At 38.5% G+C, this 25,726-nt stretch carries 21 protein-coding genes; 18 read left to right on the forward strand and 3 right to left on the reverse strand.

Annotated features, from left to right (window positions below; genetic code table 11):
- Positions 1–395 precede the first annotated feature (395 nt).
- A complete protein-coding gene (locus BLP81_RS02800; RefSeq protein WP_093365405.1) occupies positions 396–2,771 on the forward strand; it encodes a TonB-dependent receptor in 2,376 nt (791 codons plus the stop codon).
- Between the two features lie 65 nt (positions 2,772–2,836).
- Here the strand turns inward: BLP81_RS02800 and BLP81_RS02805 are convergent, their stop codons facing one another.
- Positions 2,837–3,835 (reverse strand): DUF4837 family protein, encoded by a 999-nt coding sequence (locus BLP81_RS02805; RefSeq protein ID WP_093365407.1) that lies wholly within the window; start codon positions 3,833–3,835, stop codon positions 2,837–2,839.
- Positions 3,836–3,906: 71 nt separating this feature from the next.
- Entirely contained in the window at positions 3,907–4,428 is a 522-nt protein-coding gene (locus BLP81_RS02810; protein ID WP_093365409.1) for a DUF4304 domain-containing protein, read from the reverse strand.
- 236 nt (positions 4,429–4,664) lie between these two features.
- Here BLP81_RS02810 and BLP81_RS02815 point away from each other — a divergent pair, with 236 nt between their 5' ends.
- The 6 genes from BLP81_RS02815 to BLP81_RS02840 all read left to right on the forward strand — a co-directional run bounded on the left by BLP81_RS02815 (position 4,665) and on the right by BLP81_RS02840 (position 11,838).
- Entirely contained in the window at positions 4,665–5,483 is an 819-nt protein-coding gene (locus BLP81_RS02815) for a pseudouridine synthase (RefSeq protein ID WP_093365411.1), read from the forward strand.
- A 175-nt stretch (positions 5,484–5,658) separates the two neighbouring features.
- Entirely contained in the window at positions 5,659–6,393 is a 735-nt protein-coding gene (locus tag BLP81_RS02820; RefSeq protein WP_093365413.1) for a DUF2490 domain-containing protein, read from the forward strand.
- A 209-nt stretch (positions 6,394–6,602) separates the two neighbouring features.
- Positions 6,603–8,003 carry an arginine decarboxylase gene (locus BLP81_RS02825; protein ID WP_093365415.1) on the forward strand — a complete coding sequence of 467 codons (1,401 nt, stop codon included), beginning with the start codon at positions 6,603–6,605 and terminating at the stop codon, positions 8,001–8,003.
- Complete coding sequence (speB, locus tag BLP81_RS02830) at positions 7,993–8,871, forward strand: agmatinase (RefSeq protein WP_093365417.1); 879 nt, start codon at positions 7,993–7,995, stop codon at positions 8,869–8,871. Before BLP81_RS02825 ends, speB begins: the two co-directional genes overlap by 11 nt.
- Positions 8,872–9,145: 274 nt before the next feature.
- Entirely contained in the window at positions 9,146–10,114 is a 969-nt protein-coding gene (locus tag BLP81_RS02835) for a deoxyhypusine synthase family protein (protein WP_093365420.1), read from the forward strand.
- Between the two features lie 158 nt (positions 10,115–10,272).
- Positions 10,273–11,838: a carbon-nitrogen hydrolase family protein gene (locus BLP81_RS02840; RefSeq protein WP_245686397.1), complete on the forward strand. Its 1,566-nt coding sequence runs from the start codon at positions 10,273–10,275 to the stop codon at positions 11,836–11,838.
- 414 nt (positions 11,839–12,252) lie between these two features.
- Here the strand turns inward: BLP81_RS02840 and BLP81_RS02845 are convergent, their stop codons facing one another.
- Positions 12,253–12,945: a zinc metallopeptidase gene (locus BLP81_RS02845; protein WP_093365422.1), complete on the reverse strand. Its 693-nt coding sequence runs from the start codon at positions 12,943–12,945 to the stop codon at positions 12,253–12,255.
- Positions 12,946–13,299: 354 nt separating this feature from the next.
- Between BLP81_RS02845 and rplM the strand changes: the two genes are divergently transcribed.
- From rplM to BLP81_RS02900, 11 genes are all read left to right on the forward strand, one after another.
- Positions 13,300–13,755 carry a 50S ribosomal protein L13 gene (gene rplM / locus BLP81_RS02850; protein WP_093365477.1) on the forward strand — a complete coding sequence of 152 codons (456 nt, stop codon included), beginning with the start codon at positions 13,300–13,302 and terminating at the stop codon, positions 13,753–13,755.
- Positions 13,756–14,142 (forward strand): 30S ribosomal protein S9, encoded by a 387-nt coding sequence (gene rpsI / locus BLP81_RS02855; protein WP_093365424.1) that lies wholly within the window; start codon positions 13,756–13,758, stop codon positions 14,140–14,142.
- Positions 14,143–14,300: 158 nt separating this feature from the next.
- Positions 14,301–15,161, forward strand: coding sequence for a 30S ribosomal protein S2 (rpsB, locus tag BLP81_RS02860; RefSeq protein ID WP_093365425.1), 861 nt, complete (start codon positions 14,301–14,303; stop codon positions 15,159–15,161).
- 73 nt (positions 15,162–15,234) lie between these two features.
- The gene (gene tsf, locus BLP81_RS02865; RefSeq protein ID WP_093365427.1) at positions 15,235–16,056 is read left to right on the forward strand and encodes a translation elongation factor Ts; all 822 of its coding nucleotides are present in this window, start codon (positions 15,235–15,237) and stop codon (positions 16,054–16,056) included.
- A 133-nt stretch (positions 16,057–16,189) separates the two neighbouring features.
- A complete protein-coding gene (gene pyrH / locus BLP81_RS02870) occupies positions 16,190–16,897 on the forward strand; it encodes a UMP kinase (RefSeq protein ID WP_093365430.1) in 708 nt (235 codons plus the stop codon).
- A gap of 9 nt (positions 16,898–16,906) precedes the next feature.
- A complete protein-coding gene (gene frr, locus BLP81_RS02875; RefSeq protein ID WP_093365432.1) occupies positions 16,907–17,461 on the forward strand; it encodes a ribosome recycling factor in 555 nt (184 codons plus the stop codon).
- 32 nt (positions 17,462–17,493) lie between these two features.
- Positions 17,494–19,797 carry a DUF5686 family protein gene (locus tag BLP81_RS02880; RefSeq protein WP_093365434.1) on the forward strand — a complete coding sequence of 768 codons (2,304 nt, stop codon included), beginning with the start codon at positions 17,494–17,496 and terminating at the stop codon, positions 19,795–19,797.
- Between the two features lie 57 nt (positions 19,798–19,854).
- A complete protein-coding gene (locus BLP81_RS02885) occupies positions 19,855–22,248 on the forward strand; it encodes an efflux RND transporter permease subunit (protein WP_093365436.1) in 2,394 nt (797 codons plus the stop codon).
- Positions 22,248–22,973, forward strand: a complete 726-nt coding sequence (locus BLP81_RS02890; protein WP_176752672.1) for a tRNA1(Val) (adenine(37)-N6)-methyltransferase — start codon at positions 22,248–22,250, stop codon at positions 22,971–22,973. Before BLP81_RS02885 ends, BLP81_RS02890 begins: the two co-directional genes overlap by 1 nt.
- A gap of 87 nt (positions 22,974–23,060) precedes the next feature.
- Complete coding sequence (locus tag BLP81_RS02895; RefSeq protein WP_093365438.1) at positions 23,061–24,239, forward strand: acyl-CoA dehydrogenase family protein; 1,179 nt, start codon at positions 23,061–23,063, stop codon at positions 24,237–24,239.
- 272 nt (positions 24,240–24,511) lie between these two features.
- Positions 24,512–25,294, forward strand: coding sequence for a DUF3050 domain-containing protein (locus BLP81_RS02900; RefSeq protein WP_093365440.1), 783 nt, complete (start codon positions 24,512–24,514; stop codon positions 25,292–25,294).
- The last annotated feature ends 432 nt before the right edge of the window (positions 25,295–25,726 follow it).

The raw sequence follows: 25,726 nt of genomic DNA on the forward strand, positions 1-25,726 counted from the left end.
AAAAATCTGCGCATTGGGTACAATAAAAACAAAATTTAAGAGGATGTGTCGAGGAAGAGCTTATTTATGATAGAAGGTGAGCAATCCTTTAATTTGCATGTATTTCAGACGTCGGTAAATTTCACTAAACAAATGACCCGAAATTGAAATAAATAGTGATGAGTTTAGGCTTAATTCAAAACATTTATTTTAGTTTTGCGCCACATCTCAAAGGGGTGTCCCGATAGTTATCGGGGCTGAGATTATACCCAATGAACCTGGGCAAGTAATGTTGCCAAGGGAAAATGACCAATTGGTCATGCATTGTTTTATACTCCTGATACCAGAGCGGTCATCGGGTTTTTTTATGTTTAACTTTGAATAATTGCCCCTTTTATTCGTGAATTATTTTACGGATGAAAACCAAATTATTTCTACTATGCGCTATCCTATGGGGATGGCAATCCTTCTCACAAACTTACACGGTAGAAGGAAAAGTAACCGACAATGGCGAGCCGCTTCCAGGGGTGAGCGTGTACGCCAAATCTACTAATATAGGCACAGTAACCGATGATGATGGAAGCTATGAATTGAGGTTTTCCCCAGGCAGTTATACGCTTGTGTTCACCTTTGGAAATCGCAGAGAATTTAAAATTAAGGTAGATTCCAATCAAACTTTGAATGTGGATATGGCCAATGCTAAGGAAGCCCTGGATGAGGTTTTGGTCGAAGCCTTTCGGGTTAACTTTGATGATCCAATTCCTCACTCCAATTTGAGAAAAAAAGAAATCGAAAAACGGAATCTTGGTCAGGATATCCCAATTTTGCTCAATGTTCTTCCTTCGGTAGTGTCTACAACAGATGCAGGAAACGGAATTGGCTACACCTCTATACGGGTAAGAGGAAGCGATGCGTCCAGAGTAAACGTGACTCTCAATGGAATACCTTACAATGACCAGGAAAGTCAGGGAACCTTTTGGGTTAATCTACCGGATTTTGCCTCTTCTACCCAAAACTTGCAATTGCAGAGAGGCGTAGGAACTTCTACCAACGGCTCGGGAGCTTTTGGAGCGAGCCTGAATATTCTTACCGACGCCAAAAGTGATGATGCGAGTGCAGAATTAAGCAACTCGTTTGGCTCTTTCAATACCAGAAGGCATACCGTTGAATTTGGTACCGGTCTTTTACAGGATAAGTTTACCTTTTCTGGTCGTTTGTCTCAAATAAAATCGGATGGTTATATCGATAGAGCCTTCTCAGACTTGAAGTCTTATTTTTTGCAGGGAACCTATAAGGAAGGGGGCACGTTTATTAAGGCCTTGGCTTTTGGAGGCAATAATGTGACGTACCAGGCCTGGTATGGAGTGGACAGAGAAACTCTGAAAACCGATAGAACCTTCAATCCTTCCGGAATGTACACAGATGAAAGTGGCACTACTCAATTCTATGATAACGAAGTTGATAATTACAAACAAGACCATTACCAGTTGCATTGGAATCAGACTTTAAATCAAAACTGGTCTACAAACTTAAGTTTAAATTACACCTACGGTCGTGGTTATTTTGAACAGTATGAAGAAGATGCAGATCTAGCTTTTCATGAGATTGGACCTGTAATTGTGGGAAATGAAACCATTGAAAATTCAGACCTGATAAGAAGACGCTGGCTGGATAATGATTATTATGTTATTAATGCAACCACAAATTATAGAGATAGTCAGCTGGAGTTCACCTCTGGTCTGTTTTATAGTTATTATACCAACGATCATTTTGGAGAAGTCATCTGGTCAAGGTTTGCCGGAGATTCTGAAATAAGAGATAATTATTATTTTGGAACTGGAACCAAGACAGAATTTACAGCTTTCAGCAAGGCAACTTGGCATCTCAATGATGCACTGAGTGTATTTGGAGATTTACAGGGCCGTTTTGTGAATTATAAAACCAGCGGTTTGACTTCAGATAAAGTGAATCTTCTGGTAGATGAAAACTTCAATTTCTTCAATCCTAAAGCCGGGGCTACTTATCAGCTAAACACCGATAACCAGTTTTATGCTTCTTATGGACGAGCTCAGCGAGAGCCTCGCCGAAGGGATTTTGAAAACGGGATTACCAATCCGGAAATTTTAGATGACTTTGAATTGGGCTGGAGACTCGATTTAGGAAACTCTTCTTTGAATACCAATTTTTACTACATGTATTACAAGGATCAGATGGTACTTACCGGAGCTTTGGATGATGTGGGTGCACCCATCAGAGAAACCAGTGGAGAAAGCTATAGACTGGGTCTGGAAATTGATGCGGATATCAGAATCAGTAAATTGTTTTCTGCCCGTCCTAACCTGACTTTAAGCAGAAATGAAAACATTGATTTTAAAGCCAATCTTGATGGTGAGATTCGTAATCTTGGAAACACCAATATCTCTTTTTCACCAGAAATCATTGCAGCAAATCAACTTGTTTTTCATCCCAGCGAAACCTTTCAAATCAACCTGATCTCAAAATTTGTTGGTGAACAATACATGGGAAATATAGACAGTGAAGTCTCCTTACTGGATAGCTTTTTCACCAATGATGTCAATATTTTTTACGAATGGGATACCCCGCCTTTATTCAAATCTGTTGTGTTTTCAGGACTGATTAATAATGTTTTTGATGTGGAATACGAATCCAATGGGTACTTCTTCTTTTTCGATACTCAGAATTCTGCAGGGCAGGTAGAAACCTTTGAAGGAGCTGGATTTTACCCTCAGGCAGGTACAAACGTTCTTCTGGGGGTGACTCTCAAATTTTAACTTTAAAGAACTTAGCTAAAAAAAAGACCTCCCACTGGAGGTCTTTTTTTTAGCGGTTTCTGAAATTATTCAGCTACAAACTCTGCAGATTTTAAAATCGATTCAATTTCAAACATCTGTAATCTTTTGGAAGAAGAGGGCTTAAATACGGAGCCTTCAAGAATCACATAGCGATCGTTCTCAACATCCTTTATAGCATAGGTTACAAACGGACCTGCCATAAAGAAATCCTTTACTTCCCAGGTTCCTTTAACTTCATAGGCAAATTTACCATCAATTTCGGTCTCAAATAAATAAGGGGCATAAGCTTCTTCTGTAATCATATGTGTTCCTTCCTTCGGACCAGGGATGTGTTTTGCTCCGACAGAATCTCTCATTTTGACTACATTGGCAATAATGTCGCCATTTTTTTCAATGGTAGATAGTGGTACTTCATAAGCAAGTAATTCCATACTACCGTTTTTAATATCCTTACGCATCCAGAAAAAATCATCCTCTTGTTTGGCGTAGCGATAGGCTGAAGGGAACAGCATGTTGATGCCAAGAGACTTTTCTATTACACCCACCTCTTTGGGAGACTTTTGCATCCGTCTTCTTTTTTCCTTTAATTCACTTTTTTCAAATACATCTAAAAATTTTGATTTATGGTTTTCCAATTCAGTAATTATAGCTGTGGAATTTGGTCCTGTAACGATAATACCAGTTTGAGGTTCAGCAAAAGAATCCAGGAGGATTTGGTGTCCGGTTTGCTTGGATTGTTCAATTTTAAAAAAGGTTCTGTTCCTTCTGGCAAAGCCGTTAAATGCTTCTGGAGGAATTTGGTTAAGCGCATATTTAGGCTCTTGTTGAGGTAGTCCTATAGCATCAGCGGCAAAAATACCTCTTATTTTCTCTCCGATTGAATCCTGCCATTGTTCATTTGTAATCACGACATTTAATCGGTTAAGATTACCGGAAGATTCTGCTTTATAAGCGGAACTGCTTGAGTCATTGCAGGAGAAGATAAAGAATAAACTCAGCGTTGCTAAGCTAAATCTTTTTAAAAAGCCTAAAGTTAATTGCATTTGGAATGTTTTTGGTTGGCTAATATCTATCTAATATTGTTCCAAAAATGCAATTCTATCAAATAAGTTGCCTAGCTGGCTAAATTATTCATGAGCTTGAATTTGTGCTCCTGGATAAATCTATCTAATCTTTGATTCCAGAAAGGTACATCTTTATAAAATTCAACGCAGTCCTCTAGAGATTCCTGTCTAATTAATTGAGGAATGATATATTTTTCAAAATCGCGTTGAATCAAATTTAAAAACTCTTCATCATTATCATCATTCTTAATGCAGTAGCCTATGCTGTTTTTGAATTTATGAAATTGAATATCTTCGGGGAGATAACAGTCTTGAGAAACGCAGACCGCCAATTCTGTAATTTCGGGTCTTTTTATATTAGAATGCTTAATAGGAGGAATCATAAGTCCAAGATTTATTCTGAAATCTATTTTGTCCTCAGTAGACCACCAGTATTTCTGTAGAGTAAGAACCAGTGAAAAGTCTTCTTCAGATTTCCACCATATCTCACCATCATTTTTAAAATTAGCTTCGAGCATAAGAGGTTTTAAGACCTCGGCTTCCATTTTTTGAAATAATTCTATTGCTTTCATAATTTTAAGTATTAGACTTAATCAAAAGTACAAGCCTACTTTGGTTTAAGTTTACGGTTCAACCGTAAACATTGTGTGGTAAAACCGTACATTTTTAATATTCGTTTCCTTAAAATAAAACAGCCTGGATTAAATTTACCCTAAGCTTAAAACACCTCTTTCTATAAAAACTTAGGACTTTTAAAATTTATATTTCCAACTGCTTTAAAAACAGTATCTTTGCGCAAATTTTGAAAATGAAAGAACCGAAGAAACATAAAGACTCAAGCAAAAAAGATTCTAAAAATAAATTTAGTAAAAAGGAAGTCGCTCAATCTAAAGTAGATAAGCAGATCAAAAATCCCAATGCAGGCATGCGTCTTAATAAATACATCTCCAATTCTGGAGTATGTTCCCGAAGAGACGCTGATATCTACATAAAATCTGGCAACGTCACTGTAAATGGCCAGGTGATTACCGAAATGGGACATCAGGTCAAGTTGGACGATGAGGTTAAATTTGACGGTAGATTAATTAATCCTGAGCCAAAATCTTATGTGCTTTTGAATAAGCCTAAAGGATTTTATGTGACAGGGAGTTATGAAAAAGGGAAATTAACCGCTTTGGACTTGGTGCAAAATGCATCCAAAGCTAAACTTGCACCCGTAGGTAAATTGGATACGAGTGCCATGGGATTGATTTTGTATACCAATGATGGAACTCTGGCCAAAAAGTTGTCCGGACATAAAAATGGTGTTCGCCAAATTTATCAGGTGGAATTGACCAAGCCCGTAAAAGAACAGGATTTGGAAGTCATCAAGGACGGGCCATTTATAGAAGGTTCTAAAGTAAAGATAGAGGAAGCATCTTATGTGGATAATAGACCCAAAAACATTATTGGACTTGAGTTGAGAAGTCAGCGTGCACATATCGTACAGCGTATATTCAAGAAACTGGGCTACGAAATAGAAAAGCTTGACCGGGTGGTCTATGCAAATCTTGATAAGAAAAATGTGCCGAGAGGACATTACCGCATTCTTACTAAACAAGAAGTTATCAATCTTGGAATGGTTTAGTAAAGGAGCCCTTATGTAAATGTGCTGAAATTTAATGACTTCCTTGAAATTTTCATTTTGTGACTGCCTTTTTCATAAGCAGATGTTTTAATTTTGGAAATACACGACTATATAATCCTACTCAATTAGTAGGATTTTTAAATCATATATAGTTCGATAGACAATTTTAACTATAATGAGGGAGTCCTATTTAATCTGGCTGGTTGTATTACTTACGGCTCTTTGCTCAAAAGATGCCCTGGCACAAAAAAATGTTGAAACGCAAGAGTTGCTTTGGACCCGTTTCTTTCTGGAGGCGAAACTCTCTGAAAATTACTTGATTCATCAAGAACTGGAAGAAAGAACCTATTGGTTTCCCTGGAGACAACACCAGTTTCTGTCTAGAACCCATCTAAGAAGAGAACTTGGAAAAGGGTGGAATGTGGGGCTTGGATTCACTTATTTTCTCCAGGCTCTGCCAAATGATCCTGAGATAACAGATTATACAAGCAGGACAGAATTGCGGCCTCAACTAGAGATTGCTTACAAGCAAAAGCTTTCCGAAAAAATACATGTATATCATCGCTATTGGAGTGAATTTAGATTTTTCGAGAAATCTGGTCATGCCTTTGAATATAGAAATAACAGAACCCGATATAAGCTTGAATTAAGATTTTCGCTTACACCCGAATTAACTCTAAAAGCTTTTGATGAAATACACATCAATTTGGGTAAAAAGATAGTTCAAAATGTATTTAATCAAAACAGGTATGGAGGTAGCATACAGTATATGCTAAAAGATAATTTTGGTTTTGAATTAGGTTATTTCAATTGGTTTCAGCAGCGAAAATCAGGGGTTGATTTTTATAATCGCCATATCGTTAGATCTACCATCAGGTATGCTTTGCCAATGAAAAAATCTAAGCCTTAAAATTTAACATTTTAAGGCTTTTTACTTCTATTAAAATAAGTTTCATTTGTATTGGAATTAAACCTAAACTTTTGACTTCGATTATGAAGTTTTATTCAGAATATCAGCATTCTATTCTTTCCCACTCACCTTTAAATCTTACTTAGGTTGTTATCCCTTCATAAGACATATATTTTTTACTTAACTTTAAAGCTAATAATTAGTTATAAATGAATACAAAGTACATTGACCTTATAAGTCAAACCTACGATTTCCCTCAAGAAGAATTCACGCTTAATGGTGACCAACTCAAATTTCATGACATAGACTTGATGGCGCTTGTCGAAAAATATGGCGCTCCCTTAAAATTCACTTATCTGCCCAAAATTTCCGAAAATATCATTCGCGCTCAAAAATGGTTTCAGGACGCTATAGTTAAGCATGAATATAATGGGACTTACAATTATTGCTACTGTACCAAAAGTTCTCATTTTAAACACGTTCTGGATGAAGCTTTGAAGAATGATATCCATATTGAAACTTCATCAGCTTTCGATATTGATATCGTAAACAGACTGATGGAAAAAGGGAAGATAACCAAAGACACCTATGTAATATGTAATGGATTTAAAAGGGACCAGTACATTTCCAATATATCCAAGCTTATCAATTCTGGTCATCAAAACTGTATTCCTGTCATCGATAATTATGAAGAAATAGATTTACTCACAAGAGTTACAGATAAAGACTTTAAAATCGGAATCAGGATTGCTTCTGAAGAAGAGCCTAAATTTGAATTTTACACCTCAAGATTAGGAATCGGTTATAAAAATATTGTTCCGTTTTATGAAGATCAAATCAAGAATAATGATCAGGTCGAACTGAAGATGCTCCACTTTTTTATCAATACGGGCATCAGGGATAATGCTTACTACTGGAATGAGCTTCAGAAATGTCTGCGGGTTTATACCCGTTTGAAAAAAGTATGTCCAAGTGTTGATAGTCTTAATATAGGCGGTGGATTTCCTATCAAAAATTCTTTGGCGTTTGAATATGATTATGAATATATGATCGATGAAATCATCAATCAGATCAAGTTAACCTGTGAAGAAGAGGATGTTCCGGTGCCGCATATTTTTACTGAATTTGGAAGCTATACAGTAGGCGAAAGTGGAGGAGCTATCTATGAGGTTTTATACCAAAAGCAACAAAACGATCGTGAAAAATGGAATATGATTAATTCATCTTTTATCACGACTTTGCCCGATTCCTGGGCGATAAGTAAGCGATTCATCATGCTGGCCGTCAACAGGTGGCAGGACAGATACGAGCGTGTTTTGCTGGGAGGCTTAACGTGTGATAGTGATGATTATTACAATTCTGAACAAAACATGAATGCTATTTATCTTCCCAAATATGAGAAGGAGGATCCGCTTTTCATTGGCTTTTTCAATACGGGAGCCTATCAGGAAAGCATTGGAGGTTTTGGAGGTTTACAACACTGTTTAATCCCAAGCCCGAAACATATTCTAATACAAAAAAACGAAGATGGAAGTCTGTCGACAGAACTATTTAGCGAACAACAAAAAAGTGAAGATTTACTCAAAATTTTAGGTTATCATGGCATCTAAAACAAATTACGCGGGAATTCCAGACAAGTATGCACGTATCGACGAAGCGAAAGTCGTTTTAATTCCAGTTCCATATGACGGAACAAGTTCTTGGCAAAAAGGAGCAGACAAAGGGCCTCAGGCTTTTCTGGAAGCTTCGGAAAACATGGAGTTGTACGACATTGAAACCCGGACAGAAGTTTATAAAAAAGGCATTTATCTGGCACCGCCAGTGTCTGAAAATTCTTCGCCGGAGAAAATGGTGGAAGCGGTTCATAAGACAACCAAAAACTACATCAACCAGGATAAGTTTGTCACTATTTTTGGAGGAGAGCATTCGGTGTCTATTGGAACCATAAGAGCTTTTCATGAACATTTTCAAGACTTAACTGTTGTTCAAATTGACGCTCATGCAGACTTGCGGCCTTCTTACGAGGGCAGTGCCTGTAATCACGCCTGTGCTGTTCATGAGGCCAGCAAAAAAGGAAATTTAATTCAGGTGGGAATTCGTTCTATGGATGAGTCTGAAGTAGAACATATGGATGAAAACCGGGTGTATTTTGCTCATGATCTTTATGAAGACTGGACAGAAGATGCTATCGGGCAGATGACGCCCAATGTTTTTATCACCATAGATCTTGATGCCTTCGATCCGTCTATATTGCCTTCCACGGGAACTCCAGAGCCAGGAGGTTTGTTTTGGTATGAGACTTTAGAATTCTTAAAAGAAATTTTTAAAAAGAAAAATGTAGTTGGTTTCGATATCGTAGAACTTTGTCCAAATGAAGTGGATAAATCTTCAGATTTTCTGGCTGCTAAGCTTTACTATAAAATGCTGAGCTACAAATTCAAATACGAAAATGCTTCTGGAGAGGAAGAGGAGGATTAGATTTTTAGATAGTAGAGGTTGGATATTAGATTTTAGACACAAGATATAACACACAAAAGTTTACTTTATCCATAGCTACCATAGCTACCATAGCTACCATAGAATCAACAGCAAAAACGGCAAGCATAGAAGTAAAGAACATAGAGAAAAGAGAAAAGAATAAGGAGAACCAAGATTTTAAACATTTTTTATTTTCATTAGTTGACTCTTGACTCTTGACTCTTGACTCTTGACTCTTGCTTAATGATTTTAAATTAAAAAAGAACACACAATCATGAATAAACCGATCACAGACTTTATAGAAAAATACTATTTACACTTTAATGCGGCTAGCCTGGTCGATGCGGCCAAGGCTTATGAAAAGCAACTGGAAGGTGGTTCCAAAATGCTGGTTTCACTTGCCGGGGCGATGAGTACTGCCGAGTTAGGAAAGATTTTTGCAGAAATCATTCGTCAGGATAAAGTTCATATCGTATCCTGTACAGGAGCTAATTTGGAAGAAGATATCATGAATTTGGTAGCGCACTCCCATTACAAACGTGTGCCAGACTACCGTGATTTAACACCTCAGGACGAGTGGAAATTACTGGAAAAAGGACTCAATCGCGTTACCGATACCTGCATTCCGGAAGAAGAGGCCTTTAGGCGTTTGCAAAAACATATCGTAAAAATATGGAAAGATGCAGAAGCTAAAGGTGAGCGTTATTTCCCTCATGAGTATATGTATAAATTGCTGCTTTCCGGCGTTTTAGAAGAGTACTATGAAATCGATTTGAAAGATTCCTGGATGTATGCTGCTGCAGAAAAAAACTTGCCAATTGTGGTCCCGGGCTGGGAAGACAGTACGATGGGAAATATTTTCGCCAGTTATGTGATGAAAGGAGAGTTAAAGGCCTCTACCGTTAAATCTGGAATTGAATACATGACGTTTTTGGCAGACTGGTATACCGATAATTCCAGGGAAGGTATTGGCTTTTTCCAAATAGGAGGAGGCATCGCAGGTGATTTTCCAATTTGTGTCGTCCCTATGCTCTACCAGGATATGGAAAGAACGGATACGCCATTTTGGAATTATTTCTGTCAGATTTCTGACTCGACAACCAGTTATGGTTCCTATTCTGGAGCGGTTCCCAATGAAAAAATCACCTGGGGCAAACTCGATATCGATACCCCTAAATTTATCATAGAAAGCGATGCTACCATTGTTGCTCCCCTTATATTTGCTTACCTTTTAGAAATGTGAGATGAATTAAGACAGCGCAAAACCTTCAGAATTCGTCTTCACTTACCTCGCTGATTCAAGAGCGTGTGAATTCTGAAAGTTTGATGCCCTAAACCCTATCGAGCTAATTTGTGCTAAATTCCGAAGAAACTCTTTTCTGAATTTGCTGCTATTAACTAATGAACAGAATACATAATAATTTCACCCTTCCTATGGATAATACGCCGAAAATCGAACAAATTGAACTGAAATACCTCTCTCTTAAAGATTTTGAAGTCCTGAAGGAGGTGTTTATAGAGATTTACGGCGATGCTCCAGATGCCTATTGGCGTAAGGATGAGTTGAGGAGTCTGATAGATATTTTCCCGGAAGGGCAGGTGGTGATACTGGTTAATGGAGACCTGGCGGGTTGCGCATTTTCTATTATTGTGGACTACAATAAGTTGGCAGACCAGCATACTTACGATGATATTGCGGGGGATGTGAAGTTTAAAAATCACACGGAAGACGGTGACATGCTGTACGGAATCGATGTGATTATCAGGAAGGAGTACCGGGGTTTGAAATTGGGAAGGCGTCTTTATGATTACCGAAAAGAATTAACGGAACAGCTGAATCTAAAAGGGATCGTATTTGGCGGCAGAATCCCAAATTATCACAAGGTATCAAGCAAGCTGAGTCCTAAGCAGTATATCCAAAAAGTAAGGACGAAGGAAATCAATGATCCTGTCCTGAACTTCCAGTTATCCAATGATTTCAGGCCCGTGAGGATTATGTCCAATTATTTGGATGGCGACAAAGACTCTAAAGAGTATGCGGTTTTGATGCAGTGGGACAATATTTATTTTGAAAAAGAAAGCAAAGCACCGTCCAATCAAAAAAGCGAAGTGCGGCTTGGTCTTGTGCAGTGGCAGATGCGTTCTTATAGCAGTCTGGAAGAACTCTTGCATCAGGTGGAGTATTTTGTGGAATCACTATCGGGTTACCGATCAGATTTTGCCCTATTCCCCGAGTTTTTTAATGCGCCTCTGATGTCCAAGTACAATCATCTCAGTGAGCCAGATGCGATACGAGAACTGGCGAAATACACCGAGCCTATAAAAAACAAAATGGCAGAATTGTCCATCGCCTATAACATCAATATCATTTCTGGGAGCATGCCAGAGATAATCAATAACAAGCTGTATAACGTTGGTTATTTATGTAAACGCGATGGAAGTACCGAGCGCTACGAAAAAATACACGTGACTCCGGATGAAGCCAGGGTTTGGGGTATGCAACGCGGGAGTGAGTTTAAAGTATTTGACACGGATTGTGGTAAAATAGGTATTTTGATTTGCTATGATGTGGAGTTTCCCGAGTTGTCCAGAATACTTGCAAAAGAAGGTATGGATATTTTATTTGTCCCTTTTCTGACCGATACTCAAAACGGGTTTTCCAGAGTGAAACTTTGTGCGCAGGCGAGAGCAGTAGAAAATGAATGCTATGTAGCTATTGCTGGAAGTGTTGGCAACCTGCCTAAGGTGCACAATATGGATATTCAGTACGCACAGTCTGCCGTATTCACACCATCGGATTTTGCATTCCCTAGCGATGGTATAAAAGCGGAAACGACACCAAATACCGAAATGATTTTGATCGCCGATGTAGATCTCCTGGCTTTGCGAGAGCTCCACAACTTTGGAAGTGTCAAAAACCTAAAAGATATCCGTAATGACTTGTACTCTTTAACAAGGAAAAAATAATCTATTTCTGAATATTAAAATCATTTTTTATTGCTCACTATTATTCTGATGGTTTAGAGCTTGAAATGATTTTTTCCTCCCTGAGCCTTCGACTTTGCACAGGATAAACTAAAGTCGAAGTCTTGTAAAAAAACGTCTTGACTTTAGCCTGTCTTGAGCGAAGACGAAAGGCTGCCAATTTGGTTTTTGATTACTTAATCGATAATCGGCCTGTTTTTGTTTAAGTTCGAGCGGAGTCGAGAACCAGCTACATCTCGAACTGGCCTGGCTGTCCTGAGCAATGCTAAAACATGTATAAAACGTCACTTTATATTAAATGAAGTTCAAAAATATTGAGAAGCTCGTTATGACACTTTTTAGTTCAATTAAGACTTTTAGGTATCTTAACGGATTTGCATTTTATTTTTTCCATGGCTATTCTCTGCCTAAATAAATGCTTAGGAAGTAGAGCAAAGTGGCCAGAGAGCCAATAGCGGCTACGACATAAGTTCTCGCAGCCCATTTCAAAGAGTCTTCAGACATTTTGTACTCATCCTGAGTTACGATATTGTGATCTTTCATCCAGGCTAAGGCTCTGTTGCTGGCGTCATATTCTACCGGTAGAGTGACAAAGCTGAACAATGTCCCTAAGCCAAACATAATGATTCCGGCGAGGAGCACCATCTGTCCAACACCTACAGAAACCATCGTCATCAAAATAAGACCTCCAAAAATCACCCACTGGCTCCATTGAGAAGCTACACTTACAACAGGAACGAGTTGACTTCTCAGTTCTACCCAGGAATAAGCTTTGGCATGTTGTACGGCATGACCCACTTCATGAGCTGCCACGGCGGCTGCAGCGGCGTTTGTTTGGTTGTAAACACTTTCGCTGAGGTTTACCGTTTTTTTAGTTGGATGGTAATGATCTGTCAACTGACCAGGGGTGGAAATGACCTCCACATCGTGAATGTGGTGATCTTTCAGCATTTTTCTGGCAATTTCTGCTCCGCTCATTCCATTTTGAAGCTGGATTTTGGAGTATTTTTTAAACTTGCTTTTTAACTTGTTGCTAACATACCAGCTAACAAGCAGTATGGCGCCTATTAAAATATAATATCCTATCATTGTTTGTTTTTAAAAACATACGTATCAAAAGTTTGACCAAAATTGAATTTGTCAGTAGATATTCATCAAAGCCTGGTGTTTTTATCGAATATATTTGAATTTTGAAATGGCTTAAGCGGGCGGCGAGGTAAATAAATGTCTTTCCAATCGGCTAAAAATTCTACGATGCAAGAAATGTAGACTTGTGACTACCTGTCATAATGCCATTTCACCTCTTAAACAATTGAAGCTAAATAGACTTAACAAATTATTTGAGAGCATAGCTTGCTATATAAATTTATAATCGTAAATTTGCACCCTTATTTTCAAGACTTTGAAGGTAAAAAGGAATGTTTAATTATTAAAAATTTAAGTGTGGATACATTAAGTTACAAAACGGTTTCAACCAACAAAGCTACTGCAGATAAGCACTGGGTTGTTGTTGATGCCAGCGGACAATCTCTTGGACGTGTAGCTTCTATTGTTGCCAAACTTTTGAGAGGCAAGTACAAGCCTAGCTTTAGCCCTCATGTTGATTGTGGAGACAATGTTATCATTGTGAACGCAGAGAAAGTCAACCTGACAGGGAAGAAGTGGGACTCAAAAGAGTATATCCGACATACTGGATATCCTGGTGGACAGAGAAGTTTAACCGCTCAAGAAGTATTTGACAAGAGCCCAGAGCGTCTTGTAGAAAAATCTGTAAAAGGTATGTTGCCTAAGAACAAATTAGGTGCTGATTTATTTAGGAACCTTCGTGTCTTTACAGGGACAGAGCATAACATGGATGCTCAACAACCAAAAGAAATTAATATAAACGAACTAGTGTAAATGGAGACAATTCACAAAATTGGCCGTAGAAAAACTGCTGTAGCTAGAGTTTATCTTTCTGAGGGAAAAGGTGAAATTATCGTTAACAAGAAAAAAGCTAACGAATATTTCACAACTGGTCCTTTGCTTTATAAAGTCAACCAAGCTTTGGCTTTGACAGGTAATGAAGATAGATTTGATATCAATGTCAATGTCTTTGGTGGTGGTATCACAGGACAGGCAGAAGCTATCAGACTGGCCTTATCTAGAGCAATGTGCGAGCTAGACCCAGAGAATAGAGCTACGCTTAAGCCAGAGGGATTACTTACTAGAGATCCTAGAATGGTGGAACGTAAGAAATTCGGTCAGAAAAAAGCAAGAAAGAAATTCCAATTCTCAAAACGTTAATCGGGAATTTTATTCAAGTATTAAAATTATTAATAGTTCAATTTTTTGTTGTTATTTGGGGTAAGCCCAAAGTTAGTTTAGCATCTAAATGAATAAGACCAATCCAATTGCTACTTATTTATTGCTATCCCAACAGAAGAACGTAAACTAAAACAAAAATGGCAAATCAAATAGAGGTCAAGGACTTACTTGACGCTGGTGTTCACTTCGGACACCTTACAAGACGATGGAATCCAAACATGGCTCCTTATGTATACATGGAGCGTAATGGTATTCACATCATCAACCTGTACAAGACAGTTGCAAAAATGGAAGAGGCTGGTACAGCCCTTGCCAAGATAGCAGCTAGCGGTAGAAAAATTCTTTTCGTCGCTACCAAGAAACAAGCTAAAGAAATTGTAGCTCAGGAATCTGAAAGAGCACAAATGCCTTATATTACTGAAAGATGGCCTGGTGGTATGCTTACCAATTTTGTGACCATCAGAAAGTCTGTAAAGAAAATGGCTGCTGTGGATCGCATGAAGAAAGATGGAACTTTCAATTCTCTTTCTAAAAAGGAAAGATTGCAAGTTGACAGGATGAGAGCTAAGCTGGAAAAGAACTTAGGTTCTATTTCAGATATGTCTCGACTACCTGCAGCCATATTTGTTGTGGATACCCTTAGAGAGCACATCGCCGTAAAAGAAGCACAAAAATTAAACATTCCTGTGTTTGCAATGGTGGATACAAACTCCAATCCTAGAGATGTGGATTACGCGATCCCTTCCAACGACGATGCTTCAAAATCTATCCATAAGATTATGTCTTATATGGCCGATTCTATTCTTGAAGGACTTAACGATAGAAAAGAAGGTAAAGATAATACGGAAGCTAAACCGGCGAAAGCTAAAAAAGAAAAAGCGACAGAAGAAGCGACACCAGCGAAAGCTGAAACTAAAGCGCCAGTTGTGGAAGAGGTTCCTACTGATAAAGCAGAACCAAAAAAACCAGCTGGAGAAGAAAATAAAGCTTCAGAATAATATAGATTTAATAACACCAAATCGCTTAAGTCTTACTTGAGCGATTTTTATATTAACACAAAATATACAAGTCATGGCAAAAATTACGGCTGCTGAGGTCAATAAACTTAGAAAAAGTACTGGTGCTGGTATGATGGATTGCAAAAAAGCTCTTGTAGAAAGCGAGGGTGATTTTGATAAAGCTATCGAAATATTAAGAAAAAAAGGTCAGAAAGTTGCTGCTAAAAGAGCAGACAGAGAGTCGTCTGAAGGAGCTGCAATTGCTGTAGTTAATGATGATTCTACTAAAGGGGCCATCGTTTCTTTAAACTGTGAAACAGATTTCGTTGCTAAAAACGATTCGTTTACTAAAATGGCAAATGATTTTGCTCAGTTAGCACTTGGTGTTGAGAGCAAAGAAGAATTATTGAAACTGGATTACAATGGTATCACTGTTGGAGAAAAACTGACAGAACAAACCGGTGTTATCGGTGAAAAAATCGAAATTGGTGATTTCAGAATTTTGAAAGCTCCATTTGTTGGATCTTATATCCACGCTGGCAATAAAATCGCTGTCTTGACAGGGCTTTCTAAGCCTGCAGAAGGTGCGGAAGAGATCGCTAAAGAGGTTTCTATGCAGGTTGCTGCAATGAATCCTGTTGCTTTGAATGAAGAAGGTGTAGACCAGTCTGTTATTGATAAAGAAATCGAAATTGCAAAAGATCAACTCAGACAGGAAGGAAAACCAGAGAATATGTTGGATAAAATCGCTGAAGGTAAATTGAAGCGTTTTTTCAAGGATAATACCTTGGTTAACCAAGACTTTATTAAAGACAGCAAAATTTCTGTCGCTCAGCATGTGAAAACATTGGGTGATGTAGAAATCCTTGCTTTCGAAAGAGTAGCCTTGGGCTAATCTTAGTTTAAATGAAAAAAAAGCCTTTTAGAATTTTCTAAAAGGCTTTTTTTATGTCCAAAATTGAAGTCGATATCTCATTTTTTCGTATAAGATAATCCTTATATTTGCAAAACTTTATTCCAAAATCAATATGCAGTATAAGAGAATTTTACTTAAATTATCCGGGGAAGCTTTAATGGGCGACCGCCAATATGGAATTGATCCTAAACGACTGGATGATTATGCTAAAGAGATCAAAACCATAATAGATAAAGGAGTAGAAGTTGCTATAGTTATTGGTGGTGGTAATATCTTTCGAGGTATTGCTGGTGCCAGTAAAGGAATGGATAGAGTGCAAGGAGATCATATGGGCATGCTTGCAACTGTTATTAATGGATTGGCACTGCAAAGCGCCTGCGAAGATAATGGCATGCAGACCAGGCTTCAATCTGCTATCAAAATCAATGAAGTCGCAGAGCCTTTTATCAGGAGAAAAGCGATAAGACACCTGGAAAAAGGGAGGGTAGTTATTTTTGGTGGAGGTACAGGAAACCCCTATTTTACAACAGACTCTGCTGCTGTGCTAAGAGCTATTGAAATGGAAGCGGATGTTATTTTGAAAGGAACGCGCGTCGATGGAATTTATACCTCAGATCCAGAACAAAATACCGATGCCACAAAATTTGATTTTATCAGTTTTGAAGAAGTTTTGAAAAAAGGATTGAAAGTCATGGACACCACAGCTTTTACCCTAAGCCAGGAAAATGAATTGCCTATAATTGTATTCGATATGAATACATCTGGAAATCTATTGAGAATAATTTCAGGAGAAAATATTGGAACCAAAGTGAATTTATAGACTAAACATATGAACGAAGAAATCGAATTTATAAAAGATAGCGCCAAAGAATCGATGCAGGAAGCTATCAAGCATCTAAAAAAACAACTGGTCAACATTAGAGCTGGCAAAGCCAATCCTTCTATGTTATCTTCAGTCATGGTTGAGTATTATGGAACCATGACACCGCTTAACCAGGTGAGTAACGTCAATACTCCGGATGCAAGAACCTTAACGATACAGCCCTTTGAAAAAGCTTTGATTAAAGAAATTGAAAGAGGGATTATGAATGCTAACCTGGGCTTCAACCCCATGAACAATGGCGATAGCGTGATCATAAACGTTCCGCCTCTTACTGAAGAAAGACGTATTCAACTGGCAAAACAAGCTAAAGCTGAAGCTGAAGAAGCTAAGATTGGTGTCCGAAACGACAGAAGAACTGCCATGAATGAAATAAAGAAAGCAGATCTTCCAGAAGATGTTCAAAAAGATACGGAGGAAGATATTCAGAAATTAACAGATGCTTACATTGAGGAAATAGATAAAATCTACGCTGCTAAGGAAAAAGAAATTATGACTGTGTAAGTAACGGTCTCACTGTTTTATAACCTCTATATTTGAAAATTCAACATTTTTTAAGTTTTTTACCTTTTATATTGGTTTTGAATATCTATGCTCAATCTTCTGTAAGCGGAAAGATTGTAGATAGTTCAAATGTTGAAAAACCTATCCCTAACGCTGTTTTGATCACTGATCAACAGCGTTATTTTTTTTCAGATCTCCAGGGAGAGTTTTCCATAGAACTCAAAAGCGGCGAACACATTCAAAAGATAGTATCTATCGGTTATGAAACTTTGAATGCTTTTGAAGGGTTTTCAATTTTGAAATTGTCTCCTGCTAAATCTGCAGATTCAGAAAGAGTAGATCAGGATGAGATAAATTCAATTGCTGACACTCAAAGCATTTCATCCAATTTTAGTTTTAAAAGTTTAAGCAAAACATCCATTTCCAATTCTGTCCCTGATTTCATACTGAGGAAAGCTGCTGATATAAGACTGACTAAAAAAGAAGGGTTTCAGGAAAAACTCAAAGCTGTCAGCGTAAAAGGCCTGGATAAAGTGGTACCTAAAATGGTAAATAAAGATATTTATTCTTTCGATTGGTTTCAAACCTATATCGAAATTTTTGATTATCAATTTGTTTCACCATTCCATAGCCAGCATACGCCTCATTATGAGTTTTATTCGATTTATGAAACCCCTGAGGTTAAAGTACTAAGTTTTAGCCCTTTGAAGAAAGGCTTTATAAGATCGTTTCAAGGGGTTGTGATCATAGATAAATTAAGGTCGAAATTCAAAAAACTGCAAGTCGTTTTAGATGGAGATTTCAAATTGAATTTGATTACCGATTACCATCCTGCAACGGGTTTACCCAAAAAAACACAGGCCTTTATTTATCCGGGGACCGGAGGAACAAAGCTATCTTTCTTTGGTGGTGGGCTGGCATTTGGAAGAATTCAGAAAAAAAACCCGGAAGAAAATGATGCTCTGCTAACTCATCAGCAGGTGTTTTACGATTTTGTGGCTGAGGACAGCATTTCTCCATTTCCTAAACCCTTTACAAAAATCTACGAAGATGAACCTGGAGAGATTTCTGAGGCGTACTGGTCCAACTTTGAGTATGCCTTTATCGCAGATGAAAAGGAAACTCCAAAAACACTTGAAGCTTATATTCAAGAGGAGAATATTGAGAAAAGAGTCGAAAGGATTTCTGCATTCGATGGAGGTTATTATCCCATCAGCATATTTGATGTGGATCTGACCCGATTGTTTAAGTTCAATAATTATGAAGGTTTACGCCTGGGCGTAGGCGTCATTACCAATGAATCTTTTTCAGAAAATTACCGCTTAGGTGGATTTACTGCCTATGGGTTTAAGGATAAAAACCTGAAATATGGCTTGAATGGCGGAATGCTTTTAAATTCAGATACTTCCACCTGGTTAAATGCCTTCTATGACAACGATATTGATGAAGTCGGGATGAATAACTTCCTTACCGACCAGCGTGTGTATTCCTTATTTGAACCGCGTCTTGTGAACATTACTTTCTTTTACAAATACGAGAAATACGGTTTGAGTCTTCAGCATAATTTCACCCCACAGCTGATGACTGAATTTAAAGTTGACAAAAGCAGCATCTCACAAACTGAAAATTATGCTTTTCTTAATGATGGAATCTTATACGATGATTACGATTTAAGCACGGCCGTTTTTGGATTGAGATGGACGCCAAATAATACCTATTCAAAAATTGGTAAAGGAATTTATATCAATGATACATCCACACCTGAAATCTCAGCACAGGTAAGTCAGAGTTTTGATGGGGTAATGGCTGGGGATTTCAGCTTTACTAAACTGAGCGCAAAAATTGAATATCAAATTCAACACAGCTGGGGAAGTCTCTCCAGTATAGAGCTGGGGGGTGACATCGGCTTTGGAGATATTCCTTTGACGCATAGCTTTCATGCTTTTCCCAACAGTCCCAATAAACCGAATATTCTCAGTAGATTTTCAGTAGCCGGGGTAAAGAGTTTTGAGACGATGTTCTTCAATGAATTTTTCAGTACAAAACTGGCCACCCTGCATCTGAAACATAAGCTGGCAGCATTTCAACTCTCAAATACAATTCAGCCGGAACTGATTTTTATTTCGAGACATGCTCTTGGTGATTTTGAAAATCCTGAGCAGCATCAGGGCATTTCATTCAACACCTTGTCTAAAGGATTTAATGAGGCTGGATTCGAATTGAATAAACTATTTTTTGGCTTTGGTTTGAGTTTTGCCTACAGGTACGGGGCTTACCATCTTCCCAATCTCGAAGATAACATCTCTCTTAAATTTACTTTTTATTTAAAGCTTTAAGATTAAAACTCTAAACAGATTTTGATTTTTTACATTTGCTCATTCATATAATACGACATGCAAAAGGTTTTTAGCTTCGGATTTTGGAATTTCATCGCCAGCAGAATTTTAAGGAATAGAATTGTAATCATTCTCATCCTTCTGGGAATCACTGTTTTTCTGGCGTTCCAGTGGCAACACATGAAATTTTCTTACTCAGAAGCCAATATGCTTCCAGATGATGCTCCAATCAATCAGCAATACGCAGAGTTTGAAGACAAGTTCGGCTCTGATGGTAATGCGATTATGCTGGCCACAGATGACCCCGATTTATTTACACCAGAAAGCTTTAAAGCCTGGGCAGAACTTGCTGATACCCTGGCTACTTTTCCTGAAATAGAATCTGTCATCGGTATTCACAACCTGCAAAAATTACAAAAACGTGAAGATCCCAAGCGTTTTGTAATGCAGCCGATTTTAGACAGTGATACTATCACTGAAGAACAAATCACAGCCTATAAAGAATCGCTTTTTAAGGATTATCCTTTCTATGATGGCCTTATTTTCAATTCGGAAACAAAGACTGTCCAAACCGTAGCTTATATGAAGGACAGTATTGTCAACGCTGAAGGCCGGAAGACCTTTATCATGGACAAATTTGTTCCCTTGATAGACTCCTTTAAGGAAAAAAATTCACTCGAGATTCATGTGTCTGGAATGCCCTACATCAGGACCCTGAATTCTCAAAATATTGTGGATGAAATTCAGTGGTTTGTGCTCTCTGCACTTTTGGTAACCTCCTTTATTTTCTTCTTTTTCTTCAGGTCTTTCCGAGCTACACTTATTTCTATGCTTACGGTAATCATAGGGGTGATGTGGGCCTTCGGATTTCTTGGCTTGCTTGGCTTTGAGATTACGGTATTGACAGCAGTCATACCGCCTTTAATTATTATTATTGGTATTCCTAACTGTATATTTTTAATCAATAAATATCAGCATGAAATAAAACAGCATGGTAACCAGGCAAAATCTCTTCAGCGTGTCATTACCAAAATTGGGAATGCAACTTTGATGACCAACGTGACGACCGCTTCTGGTTTTGCGACTTTTATATTTACACAAAGCGAACTGCTCAAGGAGTTTGGTATTCTGGCCTCTATTAATATCATTGCCATTTTTATCCTAAGCTTGCTTATTATTCCTATCATTTATAGTTATATGCCACCGCCGCAGGATAAGCATTTGAGGCATCTCGGTAAACAATGGATTGAAGGCTTTGTAGAATGGATTGTAAAAATGGTGAAGCACAGAAGAGTAAGCATTTACTTTACGTCTGTCGCGGTTTTAGTCCTAAGTATAATCGGCATTTTCAATATAAAAGTCTCTGGAAGTTTGCTGGAGGATATGCCTCAGAGCGCTGAATTTTTTAAAGACATCAAATTTTTTGAAAAGAAATTTGATGGTGTCCTGCCTTTAGAAATCATGATCGACACCAAACGAGAAAAAGGAGTGACCAAATTATCTACGCTTAAGAAAATGGATGAATTGAAGTCTGAAATTAATGAAATTGAAGAACTTTCTCCGCCAGTATCTGTCGTGAATCTGGCTAAATATGCCAAGCAGGCCTTTTACAACAATAACCCGAAATATTACCAGCTGCCTACCTCCCAGGAACAGACCTTTATGTCTCCTTATATAAAAAGTATGGATGAGCTGGAAGGAGGGCTTTCATCCTTTATAGACTCTACAGGTCAATACGCCAGGATGACCATGTTTATGAAAGATGTGACTACTGAAGAAATAACAAAAATTGAACAAAAGCTGCTTCCCGAAATTAAAAAGATATTTCCTAAAGAACGTTATGAAGTCACTTTGACGGGGAAAGCTTTGGTCTATCAAAAGGGAACTTATTATCTTGTGGATAATCTTATTATTTCTTTGAGCTTAGCTATACTGCTTATCGCTTTATTTATGGCCTGGATGTTCCGTTCGTTTAGGATGATTTTAATTTCCCTGATTCCTAATTTATTGCCGCTTATTATGACGGCCGGAATGATGGGTTTTATTGGAATACCCATAAAGCCATCTACAATTTTAGTGTTTAGTATTGCTTTCGGCATTAGTGTCGATGATACGATACATTTTTTAGCGAAATATAGACAGGAGCTTAAAGCCCACCATTGGAAAATAAAACAATCTGTTTATCCCGCTTTAAGAGAAACGACAGTGAGTATGTTTTATACCTCTATCGTACTGTTCTTCGGGTTTTCTGTGTTTATGATTTCAAGTTTTGGGGGAACCGTAGCATTAGGGGGCCTGGTTTCAGCGACCTTATTGTTCGCGATGCTGGCAAATTTGCTCTTGCTACCCTCGTTATTACTATCTCTTGAGCGTAGTATTGCTAACAAAAAAACGATGAAGAAGCCACAAATCCAAATTATAGATACGGATGATGATGAAGAAGAGAAATAATGAGTGATCAGGTCTTCCGTTTTAAAGAATTTGAAGTAGAGCATTCCAGGTCTGCCATGAAAATTGGAACCGATGCCGTTTTACTTGGGGCTTGGGTTGACATTGACGAAAATGTCAGTTCCATTCTAGATGTTGGAGCGGGTACGGGGATACTGGCGCTTCAGCTTGCTCAGCGGTCTCCTGCAGAAACTATAGACGCGGTGGAGATAGATCCCGACGCTTTTGAAGAATGTGTAACCAATTTTGAAAACAGCCCCTGGGGAGATAGGCTGTTCTGTTACCATGCCAGTTTTACCGAATTTTATTCTGAGATGGACGAAAAATACGACCTTATTGTATCCAATCCCCCCTACTTTTCTGAACAGCCGAGGTTTGATGTTCAAAACACAGCCAGAGAACAGGCCAGATTTCAGGAGCACTTGACTTTTGAAGATTTGCTGTTAGGGGTTTCACTACTTTTATCAGAACAGGGTCAGTTCAGTGTGGTTCTTCCCTTTTCAGAACAGGAGAAATTCATTTCAGTAGCTCGCGAATATCAGCTCTACCCCTCAGATATACTTGAGGTAAGAGGTCAGCCAGCTTCTCCAATCAAGCGAACTCTGCTCAAATTCAGAAGACATAAAACAGAAAGTATTGCTAAAGAGGAACTCATAATTGAACATTCCAGGCATGAATACACGCAGGAATATATCGATTTGGTAAAGGATTTCTATTTAAAAATGTGATTTTTTAAGATTTAGGTAAAATAATAACAAAGCTTCACAGATGTTCAGTCCTGTATTCGTTAAATTTGTAAATAAGAACATTTATTTATGAAACAAGATACCTTTCAAGCCCCGGACTATTACAACATAGATGATATACTCACCGAAGAACACCGAATGGTTCGCCAGGCGGCGAGAGATTGGGTGAAGCGCGATGTAAGTCCAATCATAGAAGACGCTGCCCAAAAGGCAGAATTCCCTAAATCGATTATTAGTGGTTTGGCCGGAATTGGTGCTTTTGGACCTTATATCCCGGAAGAATACGGCGGTGCAGGTTTAGATCAGATTTCTTACGGACTGATCATGCAGGAAATAGAACGCGGTGATAGTGGTGTTCGCTCCACAGCTTCGGTACAATCTTCTCTGGTCATGTTTCCCATTTATGCCTATGGAACAGAAGAGCAGCGCCAAAAGTTCTTACCTAAACTGGCCACCGGAGAATTTATGGGGTCGTTTGGGTTAACCGAGCCCGACCATGGGTCGAACCCCAGCGGGATGACCACGCATTTTGAAGATAAAGGCAATCATTATTTGCTCAACGGCGCCAAAATGTGGATTTCCAACTCCCCGTTTTGCGATGTGGCTGTAGTATGGGCCAAAAATGAGGAAGGAAGAATACACGGATTGATTGTGGAACGGGGGATGGAAGGCTTTTCGACTCCCGAAACACATAACAAATGGTCGCTGAGAGCTTCTGCAACCGGGGAACTTATTTTTCAGGACGTGAAAGTGCCAAAAGAAAACCTATTGCCAGGTAAAAGCGGACTGGGAGCTCCTTTATCCTGTCTGGATTCTGCCCGTTACGGCATTGCCTGGGGAGCCATAGGCGCAGCGATGGACTGTTACGATACAGCTTTGCGCTATTCCAAAGAAAGAATTCAGTTTGGAAAGCCCATTGCCGGGTTTCAGCTTCAGCAAAAGAAACTGGCTGAAATGATAACCGAAATCACCAAAGCCCAGCTCCTGGCACTGCGTTTAGGCCAGCTTAAAAATGAAGGTAAAGCTACCACGGCTCAAATCTCTATGGCCAAGCGAAATAATGTTGACATGGCGATTACTATTGCCAGAGAAGCCAGACAAATCCTTGGAGGAATGGGTATAACCGGAGAATACAGCATCATGCGTCATATGATGAACCTGGAAAGTGTGATTACTTATGAAGGTACACATGATATTCATTTACTGATTACAGGTCTGGATATTACTGGGATTTCAGCGTTTAAATAGTAAACCCATTCCTTCGCAGGAATAACTATCCATTAGAACAAAATTTTGATTATGTGTTTTAGCATCGAGCGGAGTCGAGATGTATTTAGTTCTCGACTTCGCTCGAACTTGAACAAGGCAATTTGAATATGAGTAATGAAAATAAAAGGTCATTTAAGTGACTAATGGGATGATGGGATTTTCCGATTACATATTCAAAATAAAATTTTAAAATAAAGAGTCAGTGGAGTTTAATCTCCGTTGACTCTTTATTTTTGCAAAAAAAAGAAGCAATGCAGGTAACGAAACTCAAGGAAAATTTAAAAGACTTAAGGTCACAGCTTATAGATCACAGGCTCTACAAAAGCGTGGAATCTCCGCAGGACTTACAGATTTTTATGAAGCATCATGTGTTTGCGGTCTGGGATTTTATGTCTTTGCTGAAATCCCTTCAGACTCAGTTAACCTGTACCACTACACCATGGATGCCTAAAGGGAACCCAAAGCACCGCTACCTGATCAATGAAATTGTTTTAGCGGAAGAAACCGACCTGAATTCTGAAGGCGAACGCCAGAGTCATTTTGAAATGTATCTCGATGCCATGATAAGCGCGGAGGCTTCGACGGCGCAGGTGATGGATTTCATCAACCAGGTTGAGCATGGGACGGATATCTTTTTAGTGATTTCTGCCAGTGATCTGCCAGCAAGTGTCAAGGAGTTTTTAATATTCACGTTCAATACCATACAACGCGGCAAAGCCCATGAAGTCGCCGCATGTTTTACGTTTGGCAGAGAGGAGCTCATCCCCGATATGTTTACCTCTATTATTGGTGAGATCCAGAAAAATTTTCCTGAGAAGGACCTGAGTCTTTTCAAATACTACTTCGAAAGGCATATCGAGCTGGATGAAGATGAGCATGGGCCTATGGCTCTTGAATTGATCTCTGCTTTATGTGGTGATGACGAGCAGAAATGGAAAGAAGTCGAGGTCTGTTCCAGAGAAGCTTTGGAAAAGCGACTCGGTCTCTGGGACGGGATAGCCAAAGAAATCCAGTATTACAAGGCGATAGCCTAAGTCCCCTCCCAACCTCCCTTCCCGATAGCTATCGGGACGGGACCCCCAAGGGAAAGGAATTAAAAGCAGAAACAAAATAAAAGTTCTCCCTCCCGATGGCTCCTATGTTTGCTTTTGGAATAAATTTTTAGTTTTACAAATATAAGTGAAAGAGGATAAGAGTCAACCGATGGCTAGATAATCATAAGATATATCGACCGATAGATATGACCTTATCCTTTTATATCTCGTAGAGTTTGAACAGAATGTAAGGAACCTTAACGGTATCCAGAATATCCAACCAGGAGAAAAGACGAACAGAGATTTTTCACTTTTAATTTTAAAAATTGAACATGTGAAAAAAGTTTTAAAGGAAGTTGCAGGTATTGATGTAGCTCAAATGGAATTAGTTGTATCTCTAGGAAGTCTCTATGAGAATTTGGACATTGAAAT

This window comes from Psychroflexus sediminis, assembly GCF_900099815.1.
GTDB lineage: Bacteria > Bacteroidota > Bacteroidia > Flavobacteriales > Flavobacteriaceae > Psychroflexus > Psychroflexus sediminis.